Below are 21164 nucleotides of genomic sequence, written 5' to 3' on the forward strand. Positions count from 1 at the left end.
GACTGCTGAATAGTTGGCAGAAAATATAAATTGTCTGACAATTATTGTGCTGTCTATTTTTTGATACATGTACATTAACTCTACCAACAGCGAAATGAGGAGTCTCTTATGGACTATCCAACTTGGATGCTTCTGGCAGCTGCGATTGTTATGGCAATTGTAGTAGGACGGCTAGGAACGGTGCTGAAGGAACGAATTGCACAACATGATTAGCGTTTAGGCGCTAGACCCTTAATAAGTAGCATGTGCTGAACCGTCGCAATGCTGCTTTTTTTTGCCTAAAATTTGGCATCCTCTTCATTCCAGTCAATTGCAACGCATTAAAATAATGGCACAGTGTAGACTCAAATTAGAGTAAATACTCTTTTAAACAGAAAACGCTTCTGATATGTTTGTCGAGATGGACATAAACAAAATTATAGAGGACAGGAATATGTCGAACGTCCAACGCATTTGCCAAGGTGTGGCAGTCGCAATAACAACTACATTTTTATTATCTGGCTGTTCACAAGTGATCAAGACAGGTGCCAATGTGGCATTAGGTTTTACAGAAAATCATATCGTACCGCCAATTTTAGCCATGGATGATGCAGAAATGATCTGCAACACCGGCAACTCTTTGACGCCTGCGATTATGGCGACTAAAGATATGGGTGCAGATCCAACACGTGTGGCTGTACTTATGTACTCAGCTTCTGGTATGTGCGCAGAGCAAAAAGCTTTAGATGCAGAGTTACGTTATCTTCGAGCATCTAAATCAAATCAAGTGACTGAAGCACAGGATGCACGTATAGAGCAAAAACGTTGGGCGGGTTTAGCGGCACAGCGTCAATATACAGGCTATCAATTGTTCCAATCACGCTATGAAAAGAAATACAAAAAAACATTGGGTGATGGCTGTGCCAAAATGAACAGTGATATAGAGCAGACTGTTTATTTATTGGGCATGTTAAGTGGCTTACAGGCCATGACCAATGATATTAACTCTGGTGGTGCAGTGAATGTACCTAAAGATATTGCGGCCGTGGTTGAGCGTGGGATGACCTGCTTAAATAATGAAAAATTTTGGGGTGCGCCTAATGCAACGCGTGCTGTGATTTGGACCTTATTACCCGGGGCGGGCGATGATAAGCCAGATCCATACCAAACTTTAAAACAATCAATGACGATTGGTGAGCAAAAAGGCGTCCGCTTACCGCATGCGATGTATGCCGTTGCAGCACAAGCCAGTGGTGACGATGCTAAAATTCGTGATGCTTTGAAGAGTTTTGCACAGGCACGTTCAGATGAAAAACCAGTCAATCCACAGTTTAAACTGATTGATAGTATGGCTGAGTTGATGGTGAAAGGTATTTCAGATCGCTATTGGACTGAGCATACAGGTACACGTACAGCAGATGATGGCATGCAACGTTTCTGGGATGATAGTGGCTCTTCTTCTGATTTAGATGATTTATTTGAAGAGGGTAAGTCACAGTAAATATGAGCCTCAGAAATAGAACCGAAGTGAATTGCTAAGTGTAAGACCTTAGCGCAAACATAACGGAGTAAGGTACATGCAAGATCAATTTTTAATTCGAAAAATTGTTTTTTTAGCAGTATTTGTGTCTTTTTCTGCCTGTTTGCAAGTGTATAAAGATGCATTCATCTACTGGCAAGATGGGCTGTTTAGCGAATTTTGGCGCTTATGGACAGCTCATTGGGTTCATGTGGGATGGATGCATTATTTTTTGAATATGCTGGCATTTATCTGTTTGCCATTTATATTTCCACGCGCATCGCTCTGGCACTTTGTAGCCTTGCTCTTGGCACTTCCGCCTTTAATTAGTCTCAGTTTTTACTTTTTTCTACCCGATATAGAAGCTTATGCGGGGCTTTCTGGGGTGCTGCATGGGGCTTATGCATCTATTGCTTGTGTACACTTGTTATATAAGCGTGAGCGACGCTTTGCTGCATTTGTACTGTTATTAATTTTGTCAAAATTGGTTTGGGAAAATACCTTTGGCAGTATGGGGACAGCTCAACTTATAGGAAGTCCTGTATTGGTCGAAGCCCATTTATTGGGGGTGATTTGGGGTATTGTACTGGCCGTTATCTATGTAATTGGGAGTTATTTCATTGCAGAGAAATGATAAGTAGAGAAGTGATCGAGTTGACATTTTTTTCATAAAAGAAAATACATATTGTCATTTTAATATCTGCCTAATTGTTGCACATTGAAAGAAAATCGGAATAACAAACAGAAATACCGAAAAAGGAATTTTTTGGAAAGAAGGACAAGGGTGAAGCAAAGCGCTCACACCCAAAATAAAAATAGGAAGATTCATGCAAAATGATCAAAACAGCAGATCCGGACTCGGACTGTTAAGTTATATATGGAACAACTGGATCTCGACCTTTATCGTTCTGCTTTTACTGCTGTTGACTTTAATCATTGGCACGGGCGAAATGATTCATGGCCAATTATTGCGTACAGGTGAAAAGCTGTATGGCAATGAAGCGATTGGGATGCAGTACTCGTTTTTACGCGCTGAACCTGTTGCACCTGATTGTGATCGTCATCCGAATGTTGATGCAATGGTGCAGACCCAAATGAAGCAAAATGCAAATGATGAGTTTGCAGATATCTTCGGTAGTGCCTCTGAGTCTGATGTACGTGCATCAATCATGGCGGGTGTGCAGCAGTGTGAAGAAAAATTCCAATTTTATGACAAAGCTAAAAAATATTTGGATGATCATTCAAGTATTCGTACTTATCGTGCAGTTGAAACAACATTCTTCGGTATTTTCAAATTCGGTTCTGAAAACCGTGTCTTGATTTTATTGTTGATGGTTTTAGTCTCTGCAATTACTGCATCAATAAAATTCCACCATATTGGTCTACGTGCACCAACAACCAAATTAGATTACCGTGTATACGCGTTGTTTATGGCGATAGGTAATGGTTTATTAACTTTCTCTGTATATAGCCAATTTAATTCGGTTTTAAATTCAGGGGTGAAATCGACCACTGAAACCTTAGCTGTCTATTGGTTGTGGTTGGCGCTATTTGGTTTAGTTATGCTGATCAGTATTTTCCAGTTCTTTAAAACCCCAGCGGTAAAAGAACAAGGCCCAGGGAATATTGGTTTTGCATTACTGAGTGTACCACTGTATGCCTATATGGCCATTATTACAGGCGTAGCATTTACTTTCTTCATGGACTATCCAATGGGGCAAGGGATTTATTTGGGACAGTTGGTTGAGTTCTCAGGTATTTTCTTAAACCTAGCGTTATTCATTTGGGCAGGTATGTTACTCACGCAAACACGGGTGATGGATCTGTTCTTGGGGATTTTACGCCCATGGAACTTGGCCCCTGAAACACTGACTTGGTTAATTTTGATTGCAGCTGCTATTCCAACAGCTTATACAGGTGCATCTGGTATCTTCGTTGTGGCTGCGGGTGCCATTATTTATAAAGAAGTTTGGAATTCTGGCTCACGTCGTCAATTTGCTTTGGCCGTGTCTGCAATGTCGGGCTCGCTCGGCGTGGTGATTCGTCCATGTTTATTAATTATTTTGATTTCAATGCTCGACAGTCGTCATGTCACTTCAGATGAGTTATTTGATCATGGTATTTATGTATTCTGGTTAACTGCATTTATTTTCTTAGGCATTTCTTTGTTCTTGGCGGAAACACGTTTCCGTGTGAATTCACCGAAAGTTGCAATTCCAGGCATGCTTCGCGCATTTATTCCAGTCATTCCATATATTGTGATCACATTGATTGTGATTGCATTCTACAAATATGGTCTAGACACCAAGATGGATGAGTTCACTGCACCTGTAGTGTTACCAATTATTTTAATTGCTTACATTATGTTTGACCGTTGGTTTGCGGATCGTTTTACTCCAACACCTGTCGATCAACATGCACATTTGGCAGAACAGCATGCTCAAAGCTCAACATTTATGCGTGAGCATGATGGACAGCGTCGTGGCTTTGGTAGCTCGATTTGGTTTGCATCATCAGAAACAGTTGGTCATATTGGTGCGCTGATTATCCTTATGGCACTCTCTGCAAGTGTAGGTGGCTTAATTGAACGTACTGAAGTTGTAGAACTATTACCGACACATTTGGGCAATATCTATATTTCATTGGCCTTTATTGCATTGCTATTGGCAATTATTGGTATGACCACAGACCCATTTGGTGCAGTTATTTTGGTTGCGGCTACAGTTGCACCTGTAGCGTATGAAAATGGCATCCATCCAATTCATTTCTGGATGATTGTACTGGTCGCATTCGAGTTGGGTTATGTCTCACCACCTGTTGCGCTGAATCATTTGCTGACACGATTGTCCGTTGGTGATGATGAGGTTCGTGAAGCGGATGCCGAAGCAAAAGCGATGTACACCAATTTCTACTATCGTTATGAACGTTGGATCTTACCAATTTTGGTGTTGTTCCCATCATTACTGATTGTGACTTATGCGCCGTATGTATTGAAGTTATTTGGCTGGTACAAGTAACAGCATAAAAAAATGCACCTTCGGGTGCATTTTTTTATGGGAGATAGACATTTAAACGTTTTTATTTTAGCGACGTGCCTTCAACCACTGCGGTCGTTTGAATAAAGGATTACAGAGGACAATTGCCATAAAAATAAATGCAAATCCAATTAGACTATAAAGATCTGGAAGCTCATGCCACATGAAGTAACCCCAAGCACCCGCAAAAATAATCGCAATATAATTGACTGGTCCAATTTCGCCAGCAGGTGCGAGTTTATAGGCATTCGACATAAAGAGCTGACTGATATTGGCCAATAGCCCAGCACAAATGAGGTACATTAATTCAGTGAATGTATATAGACGCCATGACCAAAACATTGGAATGGCTGAAATGAGCGTGCCAAAAAAGCAAAAATAAAACACGATGCGTTCAGGTGGTTCAGTTGCTGTAAGGGCGCGTACGGTCACAAAGGCCATGGCTGCTAAAAAACTTGCACCTAAACCAATGAGCGACAATTGATTGAACATGCCAGAATCTGGCTTTGCAACGCACAGTACCCCAATGAGTCCGACCAATGCCGCAATCAGCATTTTTGCAGTGATTTGCTCTTTGAGAAATAACCATGCAATTAAAGGAATAAAAATGGGGGATGAATACGTAAACACCATCGCATTGGATAGTTTTAAATGGGCAATTGCATAGAAAAAACCATACATTGCGATCAGCCCGACTATGGAGCGCCAAGTATGCATCCAGAGTTTTTGAGTTTTAAAAAAGCCAGTACCTTTTTTGAGGATAAGGGGCAGGAAAATGAATAGGCCTACTACATTGCGAAAAAATACAATCGCGGCATTGTCTACACTCTGTGAGGCTAAACGAATACAGACGCCCATAATTGAAAATAAAAAGGCGGACAGCATTAAAAAGCCAATTGCTTTAACGGTGGTATTGGATGAGGGGAGTGAAGACATAAATAATAGGCCAGAAAATCTGATGATATTCTAGCCTGATTTAGATGCAAAACTAAGTATTGAATGACTTAGTGTTCTTGTGCCAGTTGTTGCTCAAGTAGCTTAAGTTGCTCTTCTTTTAATTTAATCAGCTGATCAGCATCAGCATGCTGTGCCTTTAGGGTCTTTTCTTGCTCTGCGAGTTGTTCTTGCAAATCGGCAAGCCGTGCCTGTTCCTCTTTTGCTAAAGAAGCATTTTCAGGAATAGGCGCTGTTAAAATATCGTCAGTGACCAGCGACTTTGACTGAGTTGCATGATTCGCTTCTACTGCACTTGCTTCTTGAAGGTTGATTTCAGAAGCAGCGGTTTCTTCAGTACTTGCCTCACTTGTTGGCTGACTTGAGGCTTCGCTCGCAACCGTATCATAAACTGGCGCTAGCTCTTCTACTGGAGAAGTGAACCACTGATAAGCAAAAAAAAGCGCAACCAGTACGCCGAGTCCCCCAATAATCCCGATTAAAAGTTTCGGGCTATTTCTTTGATCTTCTGCCATACATAGACCTAAATTGTTATTTTGGCTGACGAGGTTTGAATTGAATGACACCAATTTCATCGGGCACTGCCGGAGTCTCAGGCTCTTCTACATGCGTCGGACGGTTTTCGGTATAACCGCAATCAATGCATTCAATCCATTCATCATCATTTGAGCTAAGCATGACAACACGGTCCATCGCTTGACACTTCGGACATTTGGCGCCAGCAATAAATCGGCGTTTAATGGTCATCATACTTACCTACTATAAAATTAAGGTCCTTAGTTTAAGAGTTTATGAAGCGTTCGTCCAACCTTGGTGACGAAGCAGTGCATCTATTTTCGGCTCGCGTCCACGGAAATTTACAAAAGCGTCGAGTGCAGCATCTTTTCCACCGACAGCTAAAATGGCTTTACGGAAATCATGCCCTGTTTGCGTATTGAAAATGCCTTCTTTTTCGAAGCGATCAAAAGCGTCACTGGCTAAAACTTCAGCCCATTTGTATGAGTAATAGCCTGCAGCATAACCACCTGCAAAAATGTGGCTAAAGCCGTGTTGGAAGCGGTTATAGGCAACGGTTGGCACCACAGCAAATTGGCGACGAATTTGATCTAATTCTGCCTGAATTTGAGTGGCATTGAGTGCAGGTGTTCGGCTGTGAATGTTGAGATCAAATAGAGCAAATTCAATTTGACGCAGTGTTTGCATACCCGATTGGAAAAACCGTGCATTCAGTAATGCTTGAAGTAAATCAGCGGGTAGGGCTTGCTTGGTTTCGATATGTTCACTCAGTAGGTCTAGACTTTCTGTATCCCATGTCCAAAACTCCATAAACTGACTTGGTAATTCAACAGCATCCCATGCTACACCATGAGTACCAGCCACAGAGATATTATCGACTTCGGTTAGCATGTGATGTAAACCATGGCCAAATTCATGGAATAAGGTGTTCACTTCATCATGTGTTAATAATGCAGGTTGGTCACCAACAGGTGGGGTGAAGTTGCACACCATATAGCAAATTGGCTTCTGTAGGCCATGCTCAGTTTGCATGCGTGAACGGAAACCGCTCATCCATGCGCCACCGCGTTTGCCCGTACGTGCATAAAGGTCAAAGTAAAAACCACCAATCACAGTGCCTTGATCTTCAAGTTCAAAATAACGTGCATCTGGATGCCATACAGGTGCTTCGCGCTCGACAACCTGTACGCCGTATAAGCGGTTGACAATGCTAAATAGGCCTTGCAAGATTTTAGGCGCAGGGAAGTAGGGCTTAAGTGCTTCTTGTGACAGATTAAACTGTTGCATTTTGAGCTTTTCTGAGTAGAAGCCTGTATCCCAAGGTTGTAAGTCTTGAATACCATCTGCGCTGGCAATGCTTTTTAGTTCTGCAACTTCTTTGAGTGCAGGCTGGCGTGCATGTTCTGCAAGGTCAACTAAAAATTGATGTACTGTTTCTACATTAGGTGCCATTTTGCTGGCCAGTGAAAGTTCGGCATAATTGCCAAAACCCAAGAGCTGTGCCATTTCCTGACGTAAACTGAGAATTTCCTCCATTACTGGTGTGTTATCAAATTCAGATGCATTGGCTTGGTCAGACGCACGTGTGGTATAGGCCTTATACAAAGTTTCACGTAATGCGCGATCCTCAGCATAAGTCATAATGGCCAAATAAGAGGGAATATCTAAAGTTGCTGCAGGCTGTTGCAATTCACGCTGCTGACCGTATTGTTTTAGCAATTCCACGCTACTGTCTGGTAAGCCTTTAAGCTGTGCCTCTTCTAAAGGAAGTACAAAAGCTTGGGTTGCATCTAGTACATGATTGGAAAAGTCTGATGATAATTGTGATAAACGTGCAGAAATATCAGCATAGCGCTTTTTAGCATCACCTTCTAAAGCCACGCCTGAAAGTTTAAAGTCTCGTAGAGATAACTTGATCGCACTTTGCTGTGCGGCAGGGAGTGTTTCAAACAAGGCACCGTCACGTACGTGCTGATAAGTTTGATACAACACGGTATGTTGGCCTAGAGCGGTATAGTATTCACTGAGTGCTGGCAATAGCGATTGATAAACTTCACGTGTTTCTGCATTGTTCATGACTGCATTGAGGTGTGATAGTACGCCCCATGCTTCGCTCATATTATTTTCTAGGGTATCGATCTGTTCGAGTACAGCTAATTGTTGCTGAATACTGTCTGGAACTGCAGTTAATTCATCTAAAAAGGTTTGGCCTGATTGAATCGCTTGCTCAATTTGCGTTTTAAGTTGATCTAAAGTGATTTGATCAAATTGAGGAACAGGCAAAGTTGCCTTTTCTAATGTCATTGTGAAATGCCGTAGTAATTTCTGATGTTATAAGTAGATGTAGGGGTTTGAAATAAATAAATCAAGGCTTTGTGGCTATTTATTCTGTGTTGGTTTGACAATTTGGATGGATTCGATCTTTTGGATGTAAGTGCCAAAGTGCCCCTGAATGACAGATACCTTCATGAACAGATTTTGATTTTTGTAGTGTTCATATTCATCTGCACTGATTCGAAATATACGAGTAGAGTCATAAGGTGTTTGGATGGAATGGTAGACACTTCCTTTTTTACCATGTCCTTTGACAGCACTTGCTTCAACGGTCACAACAGTCGGTGTACCTAACAGTACGGTATGCAGTAGAGGGGGATAAAACACAAAATTTAAATAAAAAATCAAAACAGCAAAAAGAGGCAGTAGCAGTAAGAAATAGAATTTTGGTCTGTTCTGTACATTTTTCCATGTACGTGGAATGACCCATTCACCTTGTCGATGAAGCACATAAAAGTAGAGCAAAATCACAAAATAAATGAATATGGCTAAAATGAAAGCACATATTTTGACGTGATCCTTTGGGGTGAAATCTAAACTAAAAATGGCAAAGAGCGCTGTGATGGTCAGTAAGAAAAATGCGAACAACACATAATTGTGATAATCATATTTCGAGATCTTCTGTGGATTCATTATTTTTAAGTAACTTATTTTTTATATGAATATATTAAAAGAAAAAGAGCGCCGAAGCGCTCTTTGGATTAAATATTTTACTGACAATCAGGATCTACGACATAACTGGTTTGCGCAAATTTTTGCCAAGAACCTGTCGCTGCACCATCTACAACGAGAATAGAGATAATTCCCCAGTCAATTAAGAGACCTAAAAGTGTCGTTGGATCAAAACTTTTTTGCGGTGTAATGGCTGTTGTTTTACAGCCTTGCTTCTCTGCTTTGATGACATAATTTTCTTTTTTCTTGAATGTATAAACAGCTTGGTTTTTGCCCATATACTCTTCATTGACATAAAGCTTAGCATCTGTGTCATTACTTCTAATATTAATGGTTTGGCTTGAACCATTAAACATCGTCGCACAACCTGTACTGAAAAGCATGCTGGCGATGAGTAGTGAAGTTGAAATTTTTTTCATATATTACCCCCTGGTAAAGTGCTAAAAGATAGCGTTTTCAAAAGATTAGTCAAGCTTAGTAGACCAAAGAGTCAATAAAAAAGAGCGCCGAAGCGCTCTTTTTAATCCAAGTAAAAATTACTCAGTCTTTGCTTTCGCATTTGACTTTTTCTTTTTTAATTTGGTCTTTTTCTTTACTTTATCTTTAGCCTTTGCTTCAGATTTTGCTGTAGATTTTTTAGCAGGCTTTTTGCCGTAGGTGCTGGGTTTTGATTTTGGCTTTTTCTTTCGAATGGGACGTTCTCCGTCTTCACTCACAGCTGGCGCTTCATGATTTTTTGGGCGCTCGCTAAAAACTTCTTCAGTTGCTTCGCGTGTTACTTTAGCTTTAGTCACACGTGGTGCTTTGCTGCGAATCGGGCGACCAGCATGGCTCAGCTGTTGAATCAGTTCAAAGTCGATTTTACGCTCTTCAAGATTAACACCAGCCACTTTAATACGAACTTCATCGCCTAAACTAAAACTTTGGCCACGGTTTTGGCCTACTAAGCTTTGACTTGATTGATCAAACACAAAGAAGTCATCACCCAATTGGCTCACGTGTACCATACCATCGACATAAAGGTCTTTGAGGGTTACGAATAAACCAAATTCAGCCACTGCAGAAATCGTACCGACAAACTCTGCGCCTAAATGTTGTTGCATATAATGACATTTTAGCCATGTGGTTACAGAGCGCGATGCTTCATCTGCACGACGTTCAGTAGCAGAGAAGTGCTGACCTGCATCATCCAATGAGGCACCTGAAAGTGGATACTTTTTGTGTGTGAGACTGGCTTTAATTGCGCGGTGCAACAGTAAGTCAGGGTAACGACGAATTGGTGAAGTGAAGTGCGTATACGCCTCATAAGCTAGACCATAATGACCTGCATTTTTCGCGCCGTAATAAGCTTGCATCATCGAACGTAATAACACGGCATGAATGCTTGGTGCATCAATACGGTCTTTGGTCGCTTCAATCACTGCTTGATAGTCAGCTTGTGTGGGTTGCTCAGGGAACTTAAGACCCAATAACTTCACAAAATCACGGACTTTTTGAATGCGTGAAAACTCTGGTGGCTCATGTACACGGTAAAGCATTGGTACTTCATTTTTTAATGCATATTCAGCCGTAGCTACGTTGGCCAATAACATGCATTCTTCAATCAGTTTATGTGCATCATTACGTGTACGCGGTAAAATTTCATTAATACCGCCAAGCTCATCGAAGGTCATGTAGGTTTCGACAGTTTCGAATTCCATTGCATGGCGTTGCGCGCGTAGATCTTTTAATACATGATAAAGCTGGAATAAAGTGTTGAGCGATTTACGCACATTACGATCTTCAGGCACCGCCTGACTATCGCCATCAAAATATTGTGCCACTTGGGTGTAGGTTAAACGTGCTTTAGAGTGCATTACCGAAGGGTAGAACTCGTAACTGGTCACACGACCTGCACGTGAAAGGTTCAGGTCACACACCATACACAAACGGTCGACGTTTGGATTGAGTGAGCACAAACCATTGGACAGTGCTTCAGGAAGCATTGGCAAGACAAAATGCGGGAAGTACACCGAAGTACCACGCGCTTGTGCTTCGTCATCCAAAGGCTTACCAATACGCACATAATGGCTCACATCGGCAATCGCAACCACTACACGGTAGCCACCACCTGGACGTTTTTCGGCATAAACCGCATCGTCAAAGTCACGTGCATCTTCACCATCAATAGTCACTAATGGTAAATCGCGTAGGTCAATACGGCCTTCACGGTCTTTTGCAGATGGTTCTTTAAAGCTTTCTGCTTCTTTTACAACTTCTTCTGGGAATTCGTAAGGTAAACCAAATTCTAAAATAGTTTGGGGAATAATAATTTCGGTATCGGCTTTATCGGCCATAGACTGAATGATATGACCCGTCGCAAATTCTTCTTTGGTTGGGTAGTCGTCAATTTCAACACGGACTGAATCGCCTAATTTTACTTTGGCATGCTCAATCAGTTCTTTTTCTAAGGTAATCGGCTGATGCGCATTTGGATTAGACGGTTGAATAAAGTATTCACCATCGTGGATTGAGACTTTACCAATAATTTGTTTAACGCGACGCTCTACAACTTCAGTAATAAAGCCCCATGCTTTACCTTTGCGATCAACTGAAGTCTGACGTACTTTAACGCGGTCACCATTAAAGACCTGACGTAATTCACGCTCAGGCAATAAAAGGTCGTCTTCACCTTTAATATTGGCACTGCCCATACCTTTTGAGTTGACATAAACCGTCGCATCATGAGTCGGCTGTTCAGTGGCCAATTGAAACTTAAATCCATCTTTCATTAATTGCCCATCACGCACCATTGCAATGAGGCGATGGCTCAGGGCATCAATACTTTTTTGATCGGCAATTTCAAAATGCTCAACCAAGTCTGCATGTGACAACGGCGCACGCTGTTCAATAATGTCTAAAATGAGCGTACGGCTCGGAATCGGATTTTCGTAACGTTCGGCTTCAGCTTTTGCTTCAGGATCGACCCAATTTTTCATAATGTCTTTGGCTTCATGTCAGAAGATAGGTTTAGCATAAGTCATGCGACAGCAGACTGCACGTAAATGATTGCAATATTGTGTGTTTGACAGGCATTTTATAACGAATGCTGAATTAATGTGCTTAATGTGGCATTTTTAAAGTGATTTTTGGGCTTAAATTTGAAAAATTGTATAAAAAATATTTAATTGAACGAAAATATGAAAAAAAGTGGGGGATAGTGCTTGCACGTATGGGGTTAAATTTGTATTATGGCGCCACGTTACGGTGAGATGGGTGAGTGGCTGAAACCACATCCCTGCTAAGGATGCATACGGGCAACTGTATCGAGGGTTCGAATCCCTCTCTCACCGCCAACTTTACTTATGTCGCGCCCATAGCTCAGCTGGATAGAGCACTTGGCTACGAACTAAGGGGTCGGGAGTTCGAATCTCTCTGGGCGCACCAATAAGTAAAGTACATAACGCAGTCTTTTAAGACGACACAAGTGAAGCGCCCATAGCTCAGCTGGATAGAGCACTTGGCTACGAACTAAGGGGTCGGGAGTTCGAATCTCTCTGGGCGCACCAACTTGAACAATGAACCGCATTTATTGCGGTTTTTTTGTGCCTGCTATTTATGCATCTAAACTCTTGTCGGTATGTTGGTCGCAGGAGCGTAAACTAAAAGTCAGTTCAAAAGCCAGATTCACTACTATTTTAGCATCAAGCATAATCACCAAGAATATAGAGCTTTGAGAATTGAGCATAGGCGTTTAATCCTGCTGTATGTTTTAAGCTGAGACTTTAAATCCACCGCTGCATTGTGTGCGGTTTTATGATTAGAATCGTGCTTAGTCACGAAGCAAAACCAAAAACTGCTTAAACACTAAGTATTGCTACTACACTCAAAACCAATTTTAGGGCTAAAACCACAGTGAATCCCAAAGTATAAAATCATTTAAATTTGCTTGGTTTTTAATAGAATAAAGCTATTAATGCCTAATAACTAGGCAGTTGATCGTGTTAATACAAATTAGGGCTTAACAAAGCTGAAATTTCACGTATAATGCACCACATCAAGACGTCGCGCCCATAGCTCAGCTGGATAGAGCACTTGGCTACGAACTAAGGGGTCGGGAGTTCGAATCTCTCTGGGCGCACCAACTTGATTTAAATTGAAAAAACCGCATTTATTGCGGTTTTTTTGTGTCTGAATTATTTAAAATAACTCTAAATAAAATTCAAAATTTAAGCGCCAGCCTTTTGTTTTACTTTCAGCACAAAAACCGTATTGCCCCCTAAAGCAGGTAGCATATCGGAATAAGGCATGCTTCGCATGGCACGTAATAAAAATGGGGCATCCTGATCAATTTTCATTGCACTGGTCACACTTAATAACGTTCCTTGATTCATTGGCGTCAACTGCATGCCACCGCGGACAAATTTTAAATCGCCACCATTGGCATAAAATTCATTTTGCCAATCTGTGGCGTAGTTAAAGCGCATTTTAAAATCAAAAGGAATGTTAATGACACCGAGGCCCACCGAGATCTTATAGCTCGCATCCATTTGCTTATTATCTAGTTTACGGACACGGACTTGCTTAATTTGATTGGGGAATAATTGTTGATAGCTATTAGGTGTGAGCCATTGCTGAAGCTGGGCAGGGCTATGGGCATAGTACTGATAGCTGGTACTAAAACGTAATTTCTCTGTGCCGTGTGGGTAGGGCACATTTTTGGCCGTGAGCACAAAACTGACCGGCTCTTGTGAGTTTTGGCTGAGCTGTGCCACTTTGAGTTGTTCATTTCGGTCTAAGCCGACGGTGGGGAATACACTAGTGCCTAAAGGCTGTGCTTGGCTGGTCTTAAAGCGTTTTTGTAAGGATTCGAGCAAAAATGCATTGGTACCCGCAGGTATGCCAAGCTTTGCATCGGGTATGGCATTCAAAATTTTACTAAATAAAAAACCTTTGGGTTGGCTTAAGTCTCCCCATTGCGTGAGGGTTACTAAGGTCTGATTCGGCGCGAGTTCAAACCATTCAATTTTACCCGCCGCGTATGGCACGGGTGCATCCAAAATCAGCGTGGAAATGCTATTGGCATCGGCCTGATGCTGCATAAGTACTGTTTCACGGAAATTCAGCACAGGAATAGGCGTTGGAATATGAATATTGTATTTAACTTGGCTAATGGAGCCTTGTTGCTCAACCACTTTGGCCGATTTAAGTGTTGGAAATAAGCCTGCATAATTGGTGTAGTTGAGCAGTAAACGGCTGACTTGCTGGACATTGGCTGGAATCACCACCGAGGCACTGTAGTATTTCCCCGTCGTTTTTTTGCCTGCTGGCATGGTGGGTAATTGTATGGACTGCGTAGGATGCGCATAAATCAAAATGCGCTCTCCTGTGAGTGAAGCTAAGGCTTGAGGATCATGATTAAATTCAGTTAATGCACTTGGAATTTGAGCTTTCCAAGGCAAAATTTTTGCAGATACATTTCCTGCAAAGATAAGACTCGTCAGCATCAGCCATGTTTTTATTTGAATCTGCTGCATAGGACATCCTGTAATATGCATTTTTTATTTGTTGGCAGTTTTAGCGTATTTTAAAGCAAAAGAACAGCGCCGAAGTGTGTATTTCTGATGCTAAAAAGAATAAGAAATCACCCTATTCTGGTGTAATATCTAGTTCAATTTATATTTTAAAATATGTATGTGAGCAGATGTCAGAGACTCAACCCGCATTGTCGTTACGTTACACCTTGAATTTAGAAGAATCTCAAGATGGTTTTGCCTTAGCTACTTTTGGTAAGAGGCAGTTCACACGCTTTATTACGCCATTGATTAGCATTGGTATTATTATTTGGGGTTTTTCTTTAGGTTTCAGTGGTGTAGGTCGCTATTACGTGGCTTTAGGCGCATTCTTTTTAATCATGCAATTGCTCATGCGCTATTGGTTTTTACCAATGATGTTTAAGCGTCAGTTTATTAAGTATCAATTTGGTAAGAGTGAGCAAGGCATTGATCTGTATCAAGATCATGGTGAAATTTTTGCCAATGAGCGCAAAAATATTTTCAACTATGCCGAAGTCGCAACTTTTGCTTCAGGTAAACTGACGTATATGTTGGAAATGAAAAACCGTACAGTGGTGATTATTCCCAAGCGCGCGTTTAGCAATCCAGCAGATCAAAGCATTTTTGAAAATACATTTAAGAAATAATTGAGCTTAAAACAGAAGGGAAGATCATGACTACACGTCCATCAAAAATTATATGTGTCGGCCGCAGCTATGCTGATCATGCAAAAGAGTTAGGAAATGCAGTACCTGATCGTCCTGTTTTGTTTATGAAGCCACCGAGTGCTTTATCTACTTTAGATGCTGGAATTGACTGGAATAAAACCCTGGGTAGTTGTCATTACGAGTGTGAGTTGACTTTGCGTATTGGGCAGACTTTAAAAGCAGAAACTGATCCACAAAAGGCATTGCAAGCGGTAGATGCGGTAACTTTAGGTTTGGATTTAACTTTGCGTGATTTGCAAGATGATTTGAAAAAGAAAGGTCAGCCTTGGGAACGTGCAAAAGCGTATGACGGTTCATGCATGTTGGCAGATTGGGTAGATGTTTCATCGGTTGTCAGTGACTGGAAAGATGTGCATTACACTTTGCAAGTTAATGATGAACTCCGTCAAAAGGGTGATACGGCATTGCTGATTTTTGATGTAGGAACGTTGCTGGCAGACATTAGCCAAGTGTTTACCTTAGAAGCTGGTGATGTTGTGATGACAGGAACACCTGCAGGTGTCGCGGCCTTACAGGCTGGTGATCAGTTGAGTATGACTTTACAGGGTCAGCAACAAGATTATGTTTGGACGACCTTTGTAAAGTAATTGAATTCATCAAAAGGGACTGTAGAGACAGTCCTTTTTTTATGTCTGCGTGAATGTAAGGCACAGCGAAATTTACTTTAGAACAGTTAATTTGAGCAAACAGAGAGCGGTTTTTATCTGGAAAATTTTTTACGAAACTGATCGGGGCTAATATGCATCCAGCGTTTAAACATATTAATAAAAGCAGATGCATTAGCATAACCTAAGTCGAAGGCAATACTTTCTACCGTATGACCTCGGTTCAGTAAGCTCATGGCCTTAATCACTTTTAGGCGCTGGCGCCACTCATGCAATGACATGCCTAATTCTTTTTGACTGAGTCGGGCAAGGGTACGCTCAGTCATATTGTATTGTTTGGCAAGTATAGCCAAAGACAGATGATTGGCAGGGGCTTGGTGTAAATCATTGAGTAAGGCTTGCAGTGTTGGATGCTCAGAATGAGGCAAATAACTGCTGACCAATTGGGCATGTTTGAGTTGGTCAACCAGTACAGTGAGTAAGCGTTGGTGTTCGGCGTTGGATACAGCATTTGGTGTTTGTCTTAAATGTTCAAATAGGGCAGAAACCAAAGGTGAGCTCAGTAAAATACCTGCTTGTTGGGGTAAGTCCTGACATAGGCTTTCATGGATATACAGTGTGCCATGAGACACCGCCGTACGATTTAAGCCACTATGTTTGACGTTTGGAGGCAACCAAATGCCGTGCGGTGGTGGGGTGATATAATCAATTTGATCAATATTGAGTTCCATAATGCCGTCAAAGGCATAAATAAACTCACCCCATGCATGGCCATGTGTGGGGTAAATGGATTGCGCTGGGTCATCTCGGAAGCTAATCCAAAGTGCAGCGTCTATATGGTCATTGGTTTTGAGTTGCATGCCCAAAGGGCGTGATGCATTAGTGCGATTTGGCATGTTGGAAATTGCCTGAATTCAATAATGACTTGTCTGTTTTAAACTATATATTTGATTTGTGACAGGTCTATAGTAGCAGGCTCTTTTAGTTTTGAGCAATGGCCGTGGAACAGCGTAAAGCACTCGATGCACAAGCATCGGGTTGGATGATTTTATTGTGTATGATTTGGGGAATTCAGCAGGTCGTGCTGAAGTGGGCCGCGCCCGATATTAGCCCGATTATGCAAATTGCGCTTCGTTCAGGTTTATCCGTTCTGTTGGTGATTCCACTACTTCGTCTGAAGCACTTTTCAGATTTATATCATAAAGACTATCTGCTTCCTGGTCTGTGGCTGGCTATTTTATTCTCAGCCGAATTTCTTTTTGTGGCTGAAGCGCTACGCTATACCACGGCTTCACATACGGTCGTGTTGCTGTATACCGCGCCTATTTTTGTTGCGCTGGGTTTACATTGGAAATTGCCAGCAGAACAATTGAATTTGATTCAATGGGGCGGTATTTTCCTCGCTTTTTCAGGCATTGTGTTGTCCTTTATGGGGCGTGGTGACACAGCAGGTGATTTAACACATGCGCTTTGGGGAGATTTTTTGGCCCTAATGGCGGGTATGATGTGGGCTTTAACCACCATTTCACTACGCTTAACAAAATTGGCAGATGCGCCAGCAACTCAAACGCTGTTTTATCAATTGCTGGGTAGTTTTTTAATTTTACTCCCATTGGCATATATCACAGGCCAAAGTACGATTCATTGGAGCTGGGTGGTTTTGGGGAGCACATTATTTAATGTGCTGATCATGTCGTTTTTTAGCCTCATGCTGTGGTTTTGGTTATTACGCCAATATTTGGCCAATAGCTTAGGGGTATTTTCATTTCTTACGCCTATTTTTGGCATGCTGTTTGGTGTGGTTTTTTTGCATGAACAGATTGAGCTGAATTTTCTGATGGGTACGGGCTTTGTGATGTTGGGTGTGATGACTGTAAGTTTGCATCGCCAAATTGCACGTACATGGGCGCATATTCATTTTATAAAATAAGCCAGCTTGGTCTGCTCAGGTAGTTCACAGTTTTATGTAAGCGTTATCTGCTCGGAAGTATTTGATCTATCAATAAAAGCTCGCGTGATAAAAAATTAAAAAGTCAGTGTTGGCTCGTGTTTTTTAGGTACGACAGTGCTACTGTGTTGCGGTTTAGAGCAAAGAGTAAATGGTGTGCAAGAACGTCAGGCATTGGATGCCAAAGCTTCATCAATCATGTTTGGCTTATGTATATTGTGGGGGCTACAACAGATTGTTGTGAAATTGGCTGCAGCAGATATTTCACCTTTGATGCAAATAGCTTTGCGTTCAGGTTTATCTGCATTGCTGGTTTTTCCACTGATTAAGTTAGCGCAGGGGCAGTCCTTGTGGTCACGCCAGTATTGGTTTTCAGGGGCATTGGTTGCAGGTCTATTTGCCACGGAATTTTGTTTATTGGCCGAAGCTTTGCGCTTTACGACAGCCTCACATACGGTTGTTTTGTTATATACAGCGCCTATCTTTGTGGCATTGGGCTTACATTGGAAATTACCCGCAGAACGTCTGACTTGGAAACAGTGGAGCGGTATTGCAATTGCATTTTTAGGCATTGTGACCACCTTTTTGGGAGGTGAGCGTGAATCATCAATGCAAAGCTTAAGTCATGTGATTTTGGGTGACTTACTGGCCCTATGCGCTGGTATATTTTGGGCCTCCACAACGCTTGCCGTGCGATTAACAAATTTGTCTGAAGCACCTGCTACACAAACTTTGTTTTATCAATTATTCGGTGGCTTTATTTGCTTGCTACCTATGACATTTATATTGGGACAAAGCGAAATCCGTTGGTCGATGCTGACTCTCACGAGTCTACTGTTTCATGCAGTATTGATTTCATTTGCAAGCTATTTAATTTGGTTTTGGTTGCTTAAAAAATATTTAGCTTCACGTTTAGGGGTCTTTTCTTTTTTAACCCCTCTATTTGGTATTCTGTTTGGTGTAGTTATTTTAAATGAGCCTTTAGAACGCGCCTTTATTATTGGTACCAGTATGGTAATGCTTGGCGTGCTGATTGTGAGTTTATCTGGGCGCGCAAAACAGCCAAGTTGCTAAAAAGTGATGTAAAGCTACGAAATAATCAAAAAGCCTCAATCCATGAGGCTTTTTGATTCAATAGGCTGAGTATTTATTTAGATTCCAAAATCGTCGATAACGGAATGGCCAATTTAGCCGCTAAATAATCATCGGACTCAATCAAAGCTGGGCCAATTTTTTCCATCCATTCATCATCTGCATGAATATTGCCAATATCTTTACGATGTGGCAGTGGATAAGGAAGCTGTGAGTAAAAAGTCCAAAAATCAATTTGTGCCAGATTACGTGCGAGTACAAAGTTATTGGTATCTGTACGGGTAATCAAATTTTGTTTTTCGAGTAATTTGACATAGCTCGGCCAGCGACCAATTTCATCACGACCTAACACTTCCAAAGCTTCGGACTCACTAACGCTCAGACCAACTTTTTGCTTTTGATAGAACAGCTCGAGCAGATCCAGCAACATAATTACTGGATGGCGTTTGCGGTCACGACTTGCATCGGCATCAAAGGCGGTAAGTGCATAACTGATTTCTACCCCCAACAACACGATATTCCAAGATAAAAAAATCCACAGCAGGAAAATAGGAATCGCTGCAAATGCACCATAAATGAGTTCATAGCTGGTGAAGTTACTCATTACAAACCCAAATAGATTTTTGAGGAGTTCAAATACGGTTGCGCTAAATAAGCCTGCAATTAAGGCTGCTTTTAGAGGTACATTCCGATTGGGAATGGTCCAATTTAAGATGAAAAATCCTAAAATGGTTAAACCAAATGAGATGAGCCACAATATAAACTCACCATCAAGTTCATAGCCTGCAAAGTTATTGTTAAGAACATTTAGCGAGGCCATGGTAGACGAAATGACAAATGCGCTGCCCAACAAGATTGGGCCTAGTGAAATAATGGTCCAGTAGCGCATAAAGCCTAAAATACCACCACGGGTTTCGGTTACACGCCAAATGCGGTTAAACACAGTTTCAATGCTGGTCAACATCATCACGGTAGTGATGAATAAAAATAGAATACCAATAACGGTTAAATTACTCGATTTATCAGTGAATGCATTGAGTGCTTTATCAAAGGCAATGGTTGTTTTAGGTAAAAAATTACTATAAATCAGTTGCTGGAGCTGTTGGCGCGCAGGTTCAAGTGCTTTAATGGAAGAGATAATCACCAAAAATACTGTCAGCATCGGCACGACAGCAAACAGCGTGGTATAGGTCAAAGAACCTGCTTGTTCACGACAACGATCGGCTTCAAAACGCCGTATAACGAATAAAACAAACTGAAACCATTTTTTGTCATAAAAGGGAAGTTTCTTGAAATATTCGGCAATCATAAATTACAGCCTCAATTGTTCTAATCATCATTTTTCAATATTCGGCTCTAAGCTTAACCAAAAACTGGACAAAATACCGTATAGTTTATTTTTTAATTACACCGCCTAAATCACCATGCAACCTTATATTTTAGTTCTGTATTACAGTAAAAATGGCGCAACCAAAGAAATGGCACACTTGATTGCAAATGGTATTGAGTCTACAGGCATGCAAGTAAAAATTCGCACAGTTCCTCAATTGTCCACCGTGGTGACTGTAGCTGCAGCCAGCATTCCAGAAGAAGGGGATATTTATTGTAGCTTGGATGATTTGGCCAATTGTGCTGGGTTGGCTTTGGGTTCACCAACCCGTTTTGGCAATATGGCATCGGAAATGAAATACTTCCTCGATCAAACCACCAGCCTTTGGTTAAATGGCGCATTGCATGGCAAGCCCGCGTGTGTCTTTACGTCGTCAGGTTCAATGCATGGTGGTCAAGAAAGCACGCTGTTAACTATGCTTCCACCATTATTCCACCACGGCATGATGATTTTAGGCTTAAGCAATTCAGCCCCAGCGCTGTCGAATACGAAAACTGGTGGTACGCCGTATGGGGCAAGTCATGTGAGTGGGCCACGTCATGATTTATCTATCAGTCAAGATGAAAAAATCTTGTGTGAAGAGCAAGGTAAACGTTTGGCACAAGTAGTACAAAAGCTGGTGGGCTAAAACCTATAACTTTGCCTGCTTGAATGATAAGCAGGCAAAGTTATTGCTATACAAGTAGCAGTTATATTTGTAAAAATTTAAATATAAAAACAAAATATCTCATTGTTATAGATTGAAATATACCTATTTTGAGGGATGTAAAAAGACGACTAGATCACATTTAATACACATGCTTTTTGTACTTATCTATGCAAGCCGATTGGCTTTTCGCATATTTTTAAATTTGGGGT

General features: G+C 41.4%; 18 protein-coding genes and 4 tRNA genes. 12 read left to right on the plus strand and 10 right to left on the minus strand.

Going from position 1 to position 21164, the window contains the following annotated elements:
* Positions 1 to 433 precede the first annotated feature (433 nt).
* From DYI81_RS09770 to DYI81_RS09780, 3 genes are all read left to right on the plus strand, one after another.
* Positions 434 to 1480, plus strand: coding sequence for a hypothetical protein (locus tag DYI81_RS09770; protein WP_106984052.1), 1047 nt, complete (start codon positions 434 to 436; stop codon positions 1478 to 1480).
* Between the two features lie 76 nt (positions 1481 to 1556).
* Positions 1557 to 2132: a rhombosortase gene (gene rrtA / locus DYI81_RS09775; protein WP_106984053.1), complete on the plus strand. Its 576-nt coding sequence runs from the start codon at positions 1557 to 1559 to the stop codon at positions 2130 to 2132.
* A gap of 193 nt (positions 2133 to 2325) precedes the next feature.
* Positions 2326 to 4515, plus strand: coding sequence for a TRAP transporter large permease subunit (locus DYI81_RS09780; RefSeq protein ID WP_106984054.1), 2190 nt, complete (start codon positions 2326 to 2328; stop codon positions 4513 to 4515).
* Between the two features lie 66 nt (positions 4516 to 4581).
* Here DYI81_RS09780 and DYI81_RS09785 read toward each other — a convergent pair whose 3' ends face one another.
* The 7 genes from DYI81_RS09785 to rnr form a co-directional block, all read right to left on the minus strand.
* Positions 4582 to 5469 carry a DMT family transporter gene (locus DYI81_RS09785; RefSeq protein WP_117007442.1) on the minus strand — a complete coding sequence of 296 codons (888 nt, stop codon included), beginning with the start codon at positions 5467 to 5469 and terminating at the stop codon, positions 4582 to 4584.
* A 68-nt stretch (positions 5470 to 5537) separates the two neighbouring features.
* The gene (locus DYI81_RS09790; RefSeq protein WP_117007443.1) at positions 5538 to 6002 is read right to left on the minus strand and encodes a hypothetical protein; all 465 of its coding nucleotides are present in this window, start codon (positions 6000 to 6002) and stop codon (positions 5538 to 5540) included.
* A 16-nt stretch (positions 6003 to 6018) separates the two neighbouring features.
* Positions 6019 to 6228 carry a YheV family putative zinc ribbon protein gene (locus DYI81_RS09795; RefSeq protein ID WP_171356348.1) on the minus strand — a complete coding sequence of 70 codons (210 nt, stop codon included), beginning with the start codon at positions 6226 to 6228 and terminating at the stop codon, positions 6019 to 6021.
* Between the two features lie 48 nt (positions 6229 to 6276).
* Entirely contained in the window at positions 6277 to 8307 is a 2031-nt protein-coding gene (locus tag DYI81_RS09800) for a M3 family metallopeptidase (protein WP_117007444.1), read from the minus strand.
* Positions 8308 to 8382: 75 nt separating this feature from the next.
* Positions 8383 to 8787, minus strand: a complete 405-nt coding sequence (locus tag DYI81_RS09805) for a hypothetical protein (protein ID WP_227865848.1) — start codon at positions 8785 to 8787, stop codon at positions 8383 to 8385.
* A gap of 260 nt (positions 8788 to 9047) precedes the next feature.
* Positions 9048 to 9392 (minus strand): hypothetical protein, encoded by a 345-nt coding sequence (locus DYI81_RS09810; RefSeq protein ID WP_106984060.1) that lies wholly within the window; start codon positions 9390 to 9392, stop codon positions 9048 to 9050.
* 153 nt (positions 9393 to 9545) lie between these two features.
* Entirely contained in the window at positions 9546 to 11990 is a 2445-nt protein-coding gene (gene rnr / locus DYI81_RS09815) for a ribonuclease R (protein ID WP_205669745.1), read from the minus strand.
* Positions 11991 to 12254: 264 nt separating this feature from the next.
* On the opposite strand from rnr, the gene DYI81_RS09820 reads away from it, so the two are divergent.
* The 4 genes from DYI81_RS09820 (at position 12255) to DYI81_RS09835 (ending at position 13132) form a co-directional block, all read left to right on the plus strand.
* Positions 12255 to 12344: transfer RNA gene (locus DYI81_RS09820), tRNA-Ser, on the plus strand.
* Positions 12345 to 12358: 14 nt separating this feature from the next.
* Positions 12359 to 12435, plus strand: a tRNA-Arg gene (locus tag DYI81_RS09825).
* Between the two features lie 45 nt (positions 12436 to 12480).
* Positions 12481 to 12557: transfer RNA gene (locus tag DYI81_RS09830), tRNA-Arg, on the plus strand.
* Between the two features lie 498 nt (positions 12558 to 13055).
* Positions 13056 to 13132: transfer RNA gene (locus DYI81_RS09835), tRNA-Arg, on the plus strand.
* 85 nt (positions 13133 to 13217) lie between these two features.
* On the opposite strand, the gene DYI81_RS09840 is transcribed toward DYI81_RS09835, so the two are convergent.
* Entirely contained in the window at positions 13218 to 14495 is a 1278-nt protein-coding gene (locus tag DYI81_RS09840) for an SRPBCC family protein (protein WP_240627396.1), read from the minus strand.
* Between the two features lie 197 nt (positions 14496 to 14692).
* Between DYI81_RS09840 and DYI81_RS09845 the strand changes: the two genes are divergently transcribed.
* A complete protein-coding gene (locus tag DYI81_RS09845) occupies positions 14693 to 15190 on the plus strand; it encodes a YcxB family protein (RefSeq protein ID WP_117007447.1) in 498 nt (165 codons plus the stop codon).
* Positions 15191 to 15216: 26 nt separating this feature from the next.
* Positions 15217 to 15858 carry a fumarylacetoacetate hydrolase family protein gene (locus DYI81_RS09850; RefSeq protein WP_117007448.1) on the plus strand — a complete coding sequence of 214 codons (642 nt, stop codon included), beginning with the start codon at positions 15217 to 15219 and terminating at the stop codon, positions 15856 to 15858.
* A 113-nt stretch (positions 15859 to 15971) separates the two neighbouring features.
* Here the strand turns inward: DYI81_RS09850 and DYI81_RS09855 are convergent, their stop codons facing one another.
* Positions 15972 to 16772 (minus strand): helix-turn-helix transcriptional regulator, encoded by an 801-nt coding sequence (locus DYI81_RS09855; protein WP_205669744.1) that lies wholly within the window; start codon positions 16770 to 16772, stop codon positions 15972 to 15974.
* 104 nt (positions 16773 to 16876) lie between these two features.
* Between DYI81_RS09855 and DYI81_RS09860 the strand changes: the two genes are divergently transcribed.
* Both DYI81_RS09860 and DYI81_RS09865 read left to right on the plus strand, forming a co-directional pair.
* The gene (locus DYI81_RS09860) at positions 16877 to 17806 is read left to right on the plus strand and encodes a DMT family transporter (RefSeq protein WP_117007465.1); all 930 of its coding nucleotides are present in this window, start codon (positions 16877 to 16879) and stop codon (positions 17804 to 17806) included.
* Between the two features lie 174 nt (positions 17807 to 17980).
* Complete coding sequence (locus DYI81_RS09865; RefSeq protein WP_117007466.1) at positions 17981 to 18898, plus strand: DMT family transporter; 918 nt, start codon at positions 17981 to 17983, stop codon at positions 18896 to 18898.
* Positions 18899 to 18971: 73 nt separating this feature from the next.
* Here the strand turns inward: DYI81_RS09865 and DYI81_RS09870 are convergent, their stop codons facing one another.
* Positions 18972 to 20225 (minus strand): YhjD/YihY/BrkB family envelope integrity protein, encoded by a 1254-nt coding sequence (locus tag DYI81_RS09870; RefSeq protein WP_106984066.1) that lies wholly within the window; start codon positions 20223 to 20225, stop codon positions 18972 to 18974.
* Between the two features lie 115 nt (positions 20226 to 20340).
* Here DYI81_RS09870 and wrbA point away from each other — a divergent pair, with 115 nt between their 5' ends.
* Complete coding sequence (wrbA, locus tag DYI81_RS09875; RefSeq protein WP_117007449.1) at positions 20341 to 20934, plus strand: NAD(P)H:quinone oxidoreductase; 594 nt, start codon at positions 20341 to 20343, stop codon at positions 20932 to 20934.
* Positions 20935 to 21164 lie beyond the last annotated feature (230 nt).

This window comes from Acinetobacter sp. SWAC5 (assembly GCF_003419885.1).
GTDB classification, from domain to species: Bacteria; Pseudomonadota; Gammaproteobacteria; order Pseudomonadales; family Moraxellaceae; genus Acinetobacter; species Acinetobacter cumulans.

What these genes read in the sequence shown, in the direction of transcription:
- DYI81_RS09780 (WP_106984054.1), top strand. Translation starts at nt 2,326, where the DNA reads ATGCAAAATGATCAAAACAGCAGATCCGGACTCGGACTGTTAAGTTAT.
- DYI81_RS09800 (WP_117007444.1), bottom strand. Translation starts at nt 8,307, where the DNA reads ATGACATTAGAAAAGGCAACTTTGCCTGTTCCTCAATTTGATCAAATC.
- DYI81_RS09785 (WP_117007442.1), bottom strand. Translation starts at nt 5,469, where the DNA reads ATGTCTTCACTCCCCTCATCCAATACCACCGTTAAAGCAATTGGCTTT.
- rrtA (WP_106984053.1), top strand. Translation starts at nt 1,557, where the DNA reads ATGCAAGATCAATTTTTAATTCGAAAAATTGTTTTTTTAGCAGTATTT.
- wrbA (WP_117007449.1), top strand. Translation starts at nt 20,341, where the DNA reads ATGCAACCTTATATTTTAGTTCTGTATTACAGTAAAAATGGCGCAACC.
- DYI81_RS09870 (WP_106984066.1), bottom strand. Translation starts at nt 20,225, where the DNA reads ATGATTGCCGAATATTTCAAGAAACTTCCCTTTTATGACAAAAAATGG.
- DYI81_RS09855 (WP_205669744.1), bottom strand. Translation starts at nt 16,772, where the DNA reads ATGCCAAATCGCACTAATGCATCACGCCCTTTGGGCATGCAACTCAAA.
- DYI81_RS09770 (WP_106984052.1), top strand. Translation starts at nt 434, where the DNA reads ATGTCGAACGTCCAACGCATTTGCCAAGGTGTGGCAGTCGCAATAACA.
- DYI81_RS09810 (WP_106984060.1), bottom strand. Translation starts at nt 9,392, where the DNA reads ATGCTTTTCAGTACAGGTTGTGCGACGATGTTTAATGGTTCAAGCCAA.
- DYI81_RS09850 (WP_117007448.1), top strand. Translation starts at nt 15,217, where the DNA reads ATGACTACACGTCCATCAAAAATTATATGTGTCGGCCGCAGCTATGCT.
- DYI81_RS09790 (WP_117007443.1), bottom strand. Translation starts at nt 6,002, where the DNA reads ATGGCAGAAGATCAAAGAAATAGCCCGAAACTTTTAATCGGGATTATT.
- DYI81_RS09845 (WP_117007447.1), top strand. Translation starts at nt 14,693, where the DNA reads ATGTCAGAGACTCAACCCGCATTGTCGTTACGTTACACCTTGAATTTA.
- DYI81_RS09840 (WP_240627396.1), bottom strand. Translation starts at nt 14,495, where the DNA reads ATGCTGACGAGTCTTATCTTTGCAGGAAATGTATCTGCAAAAATTTTG.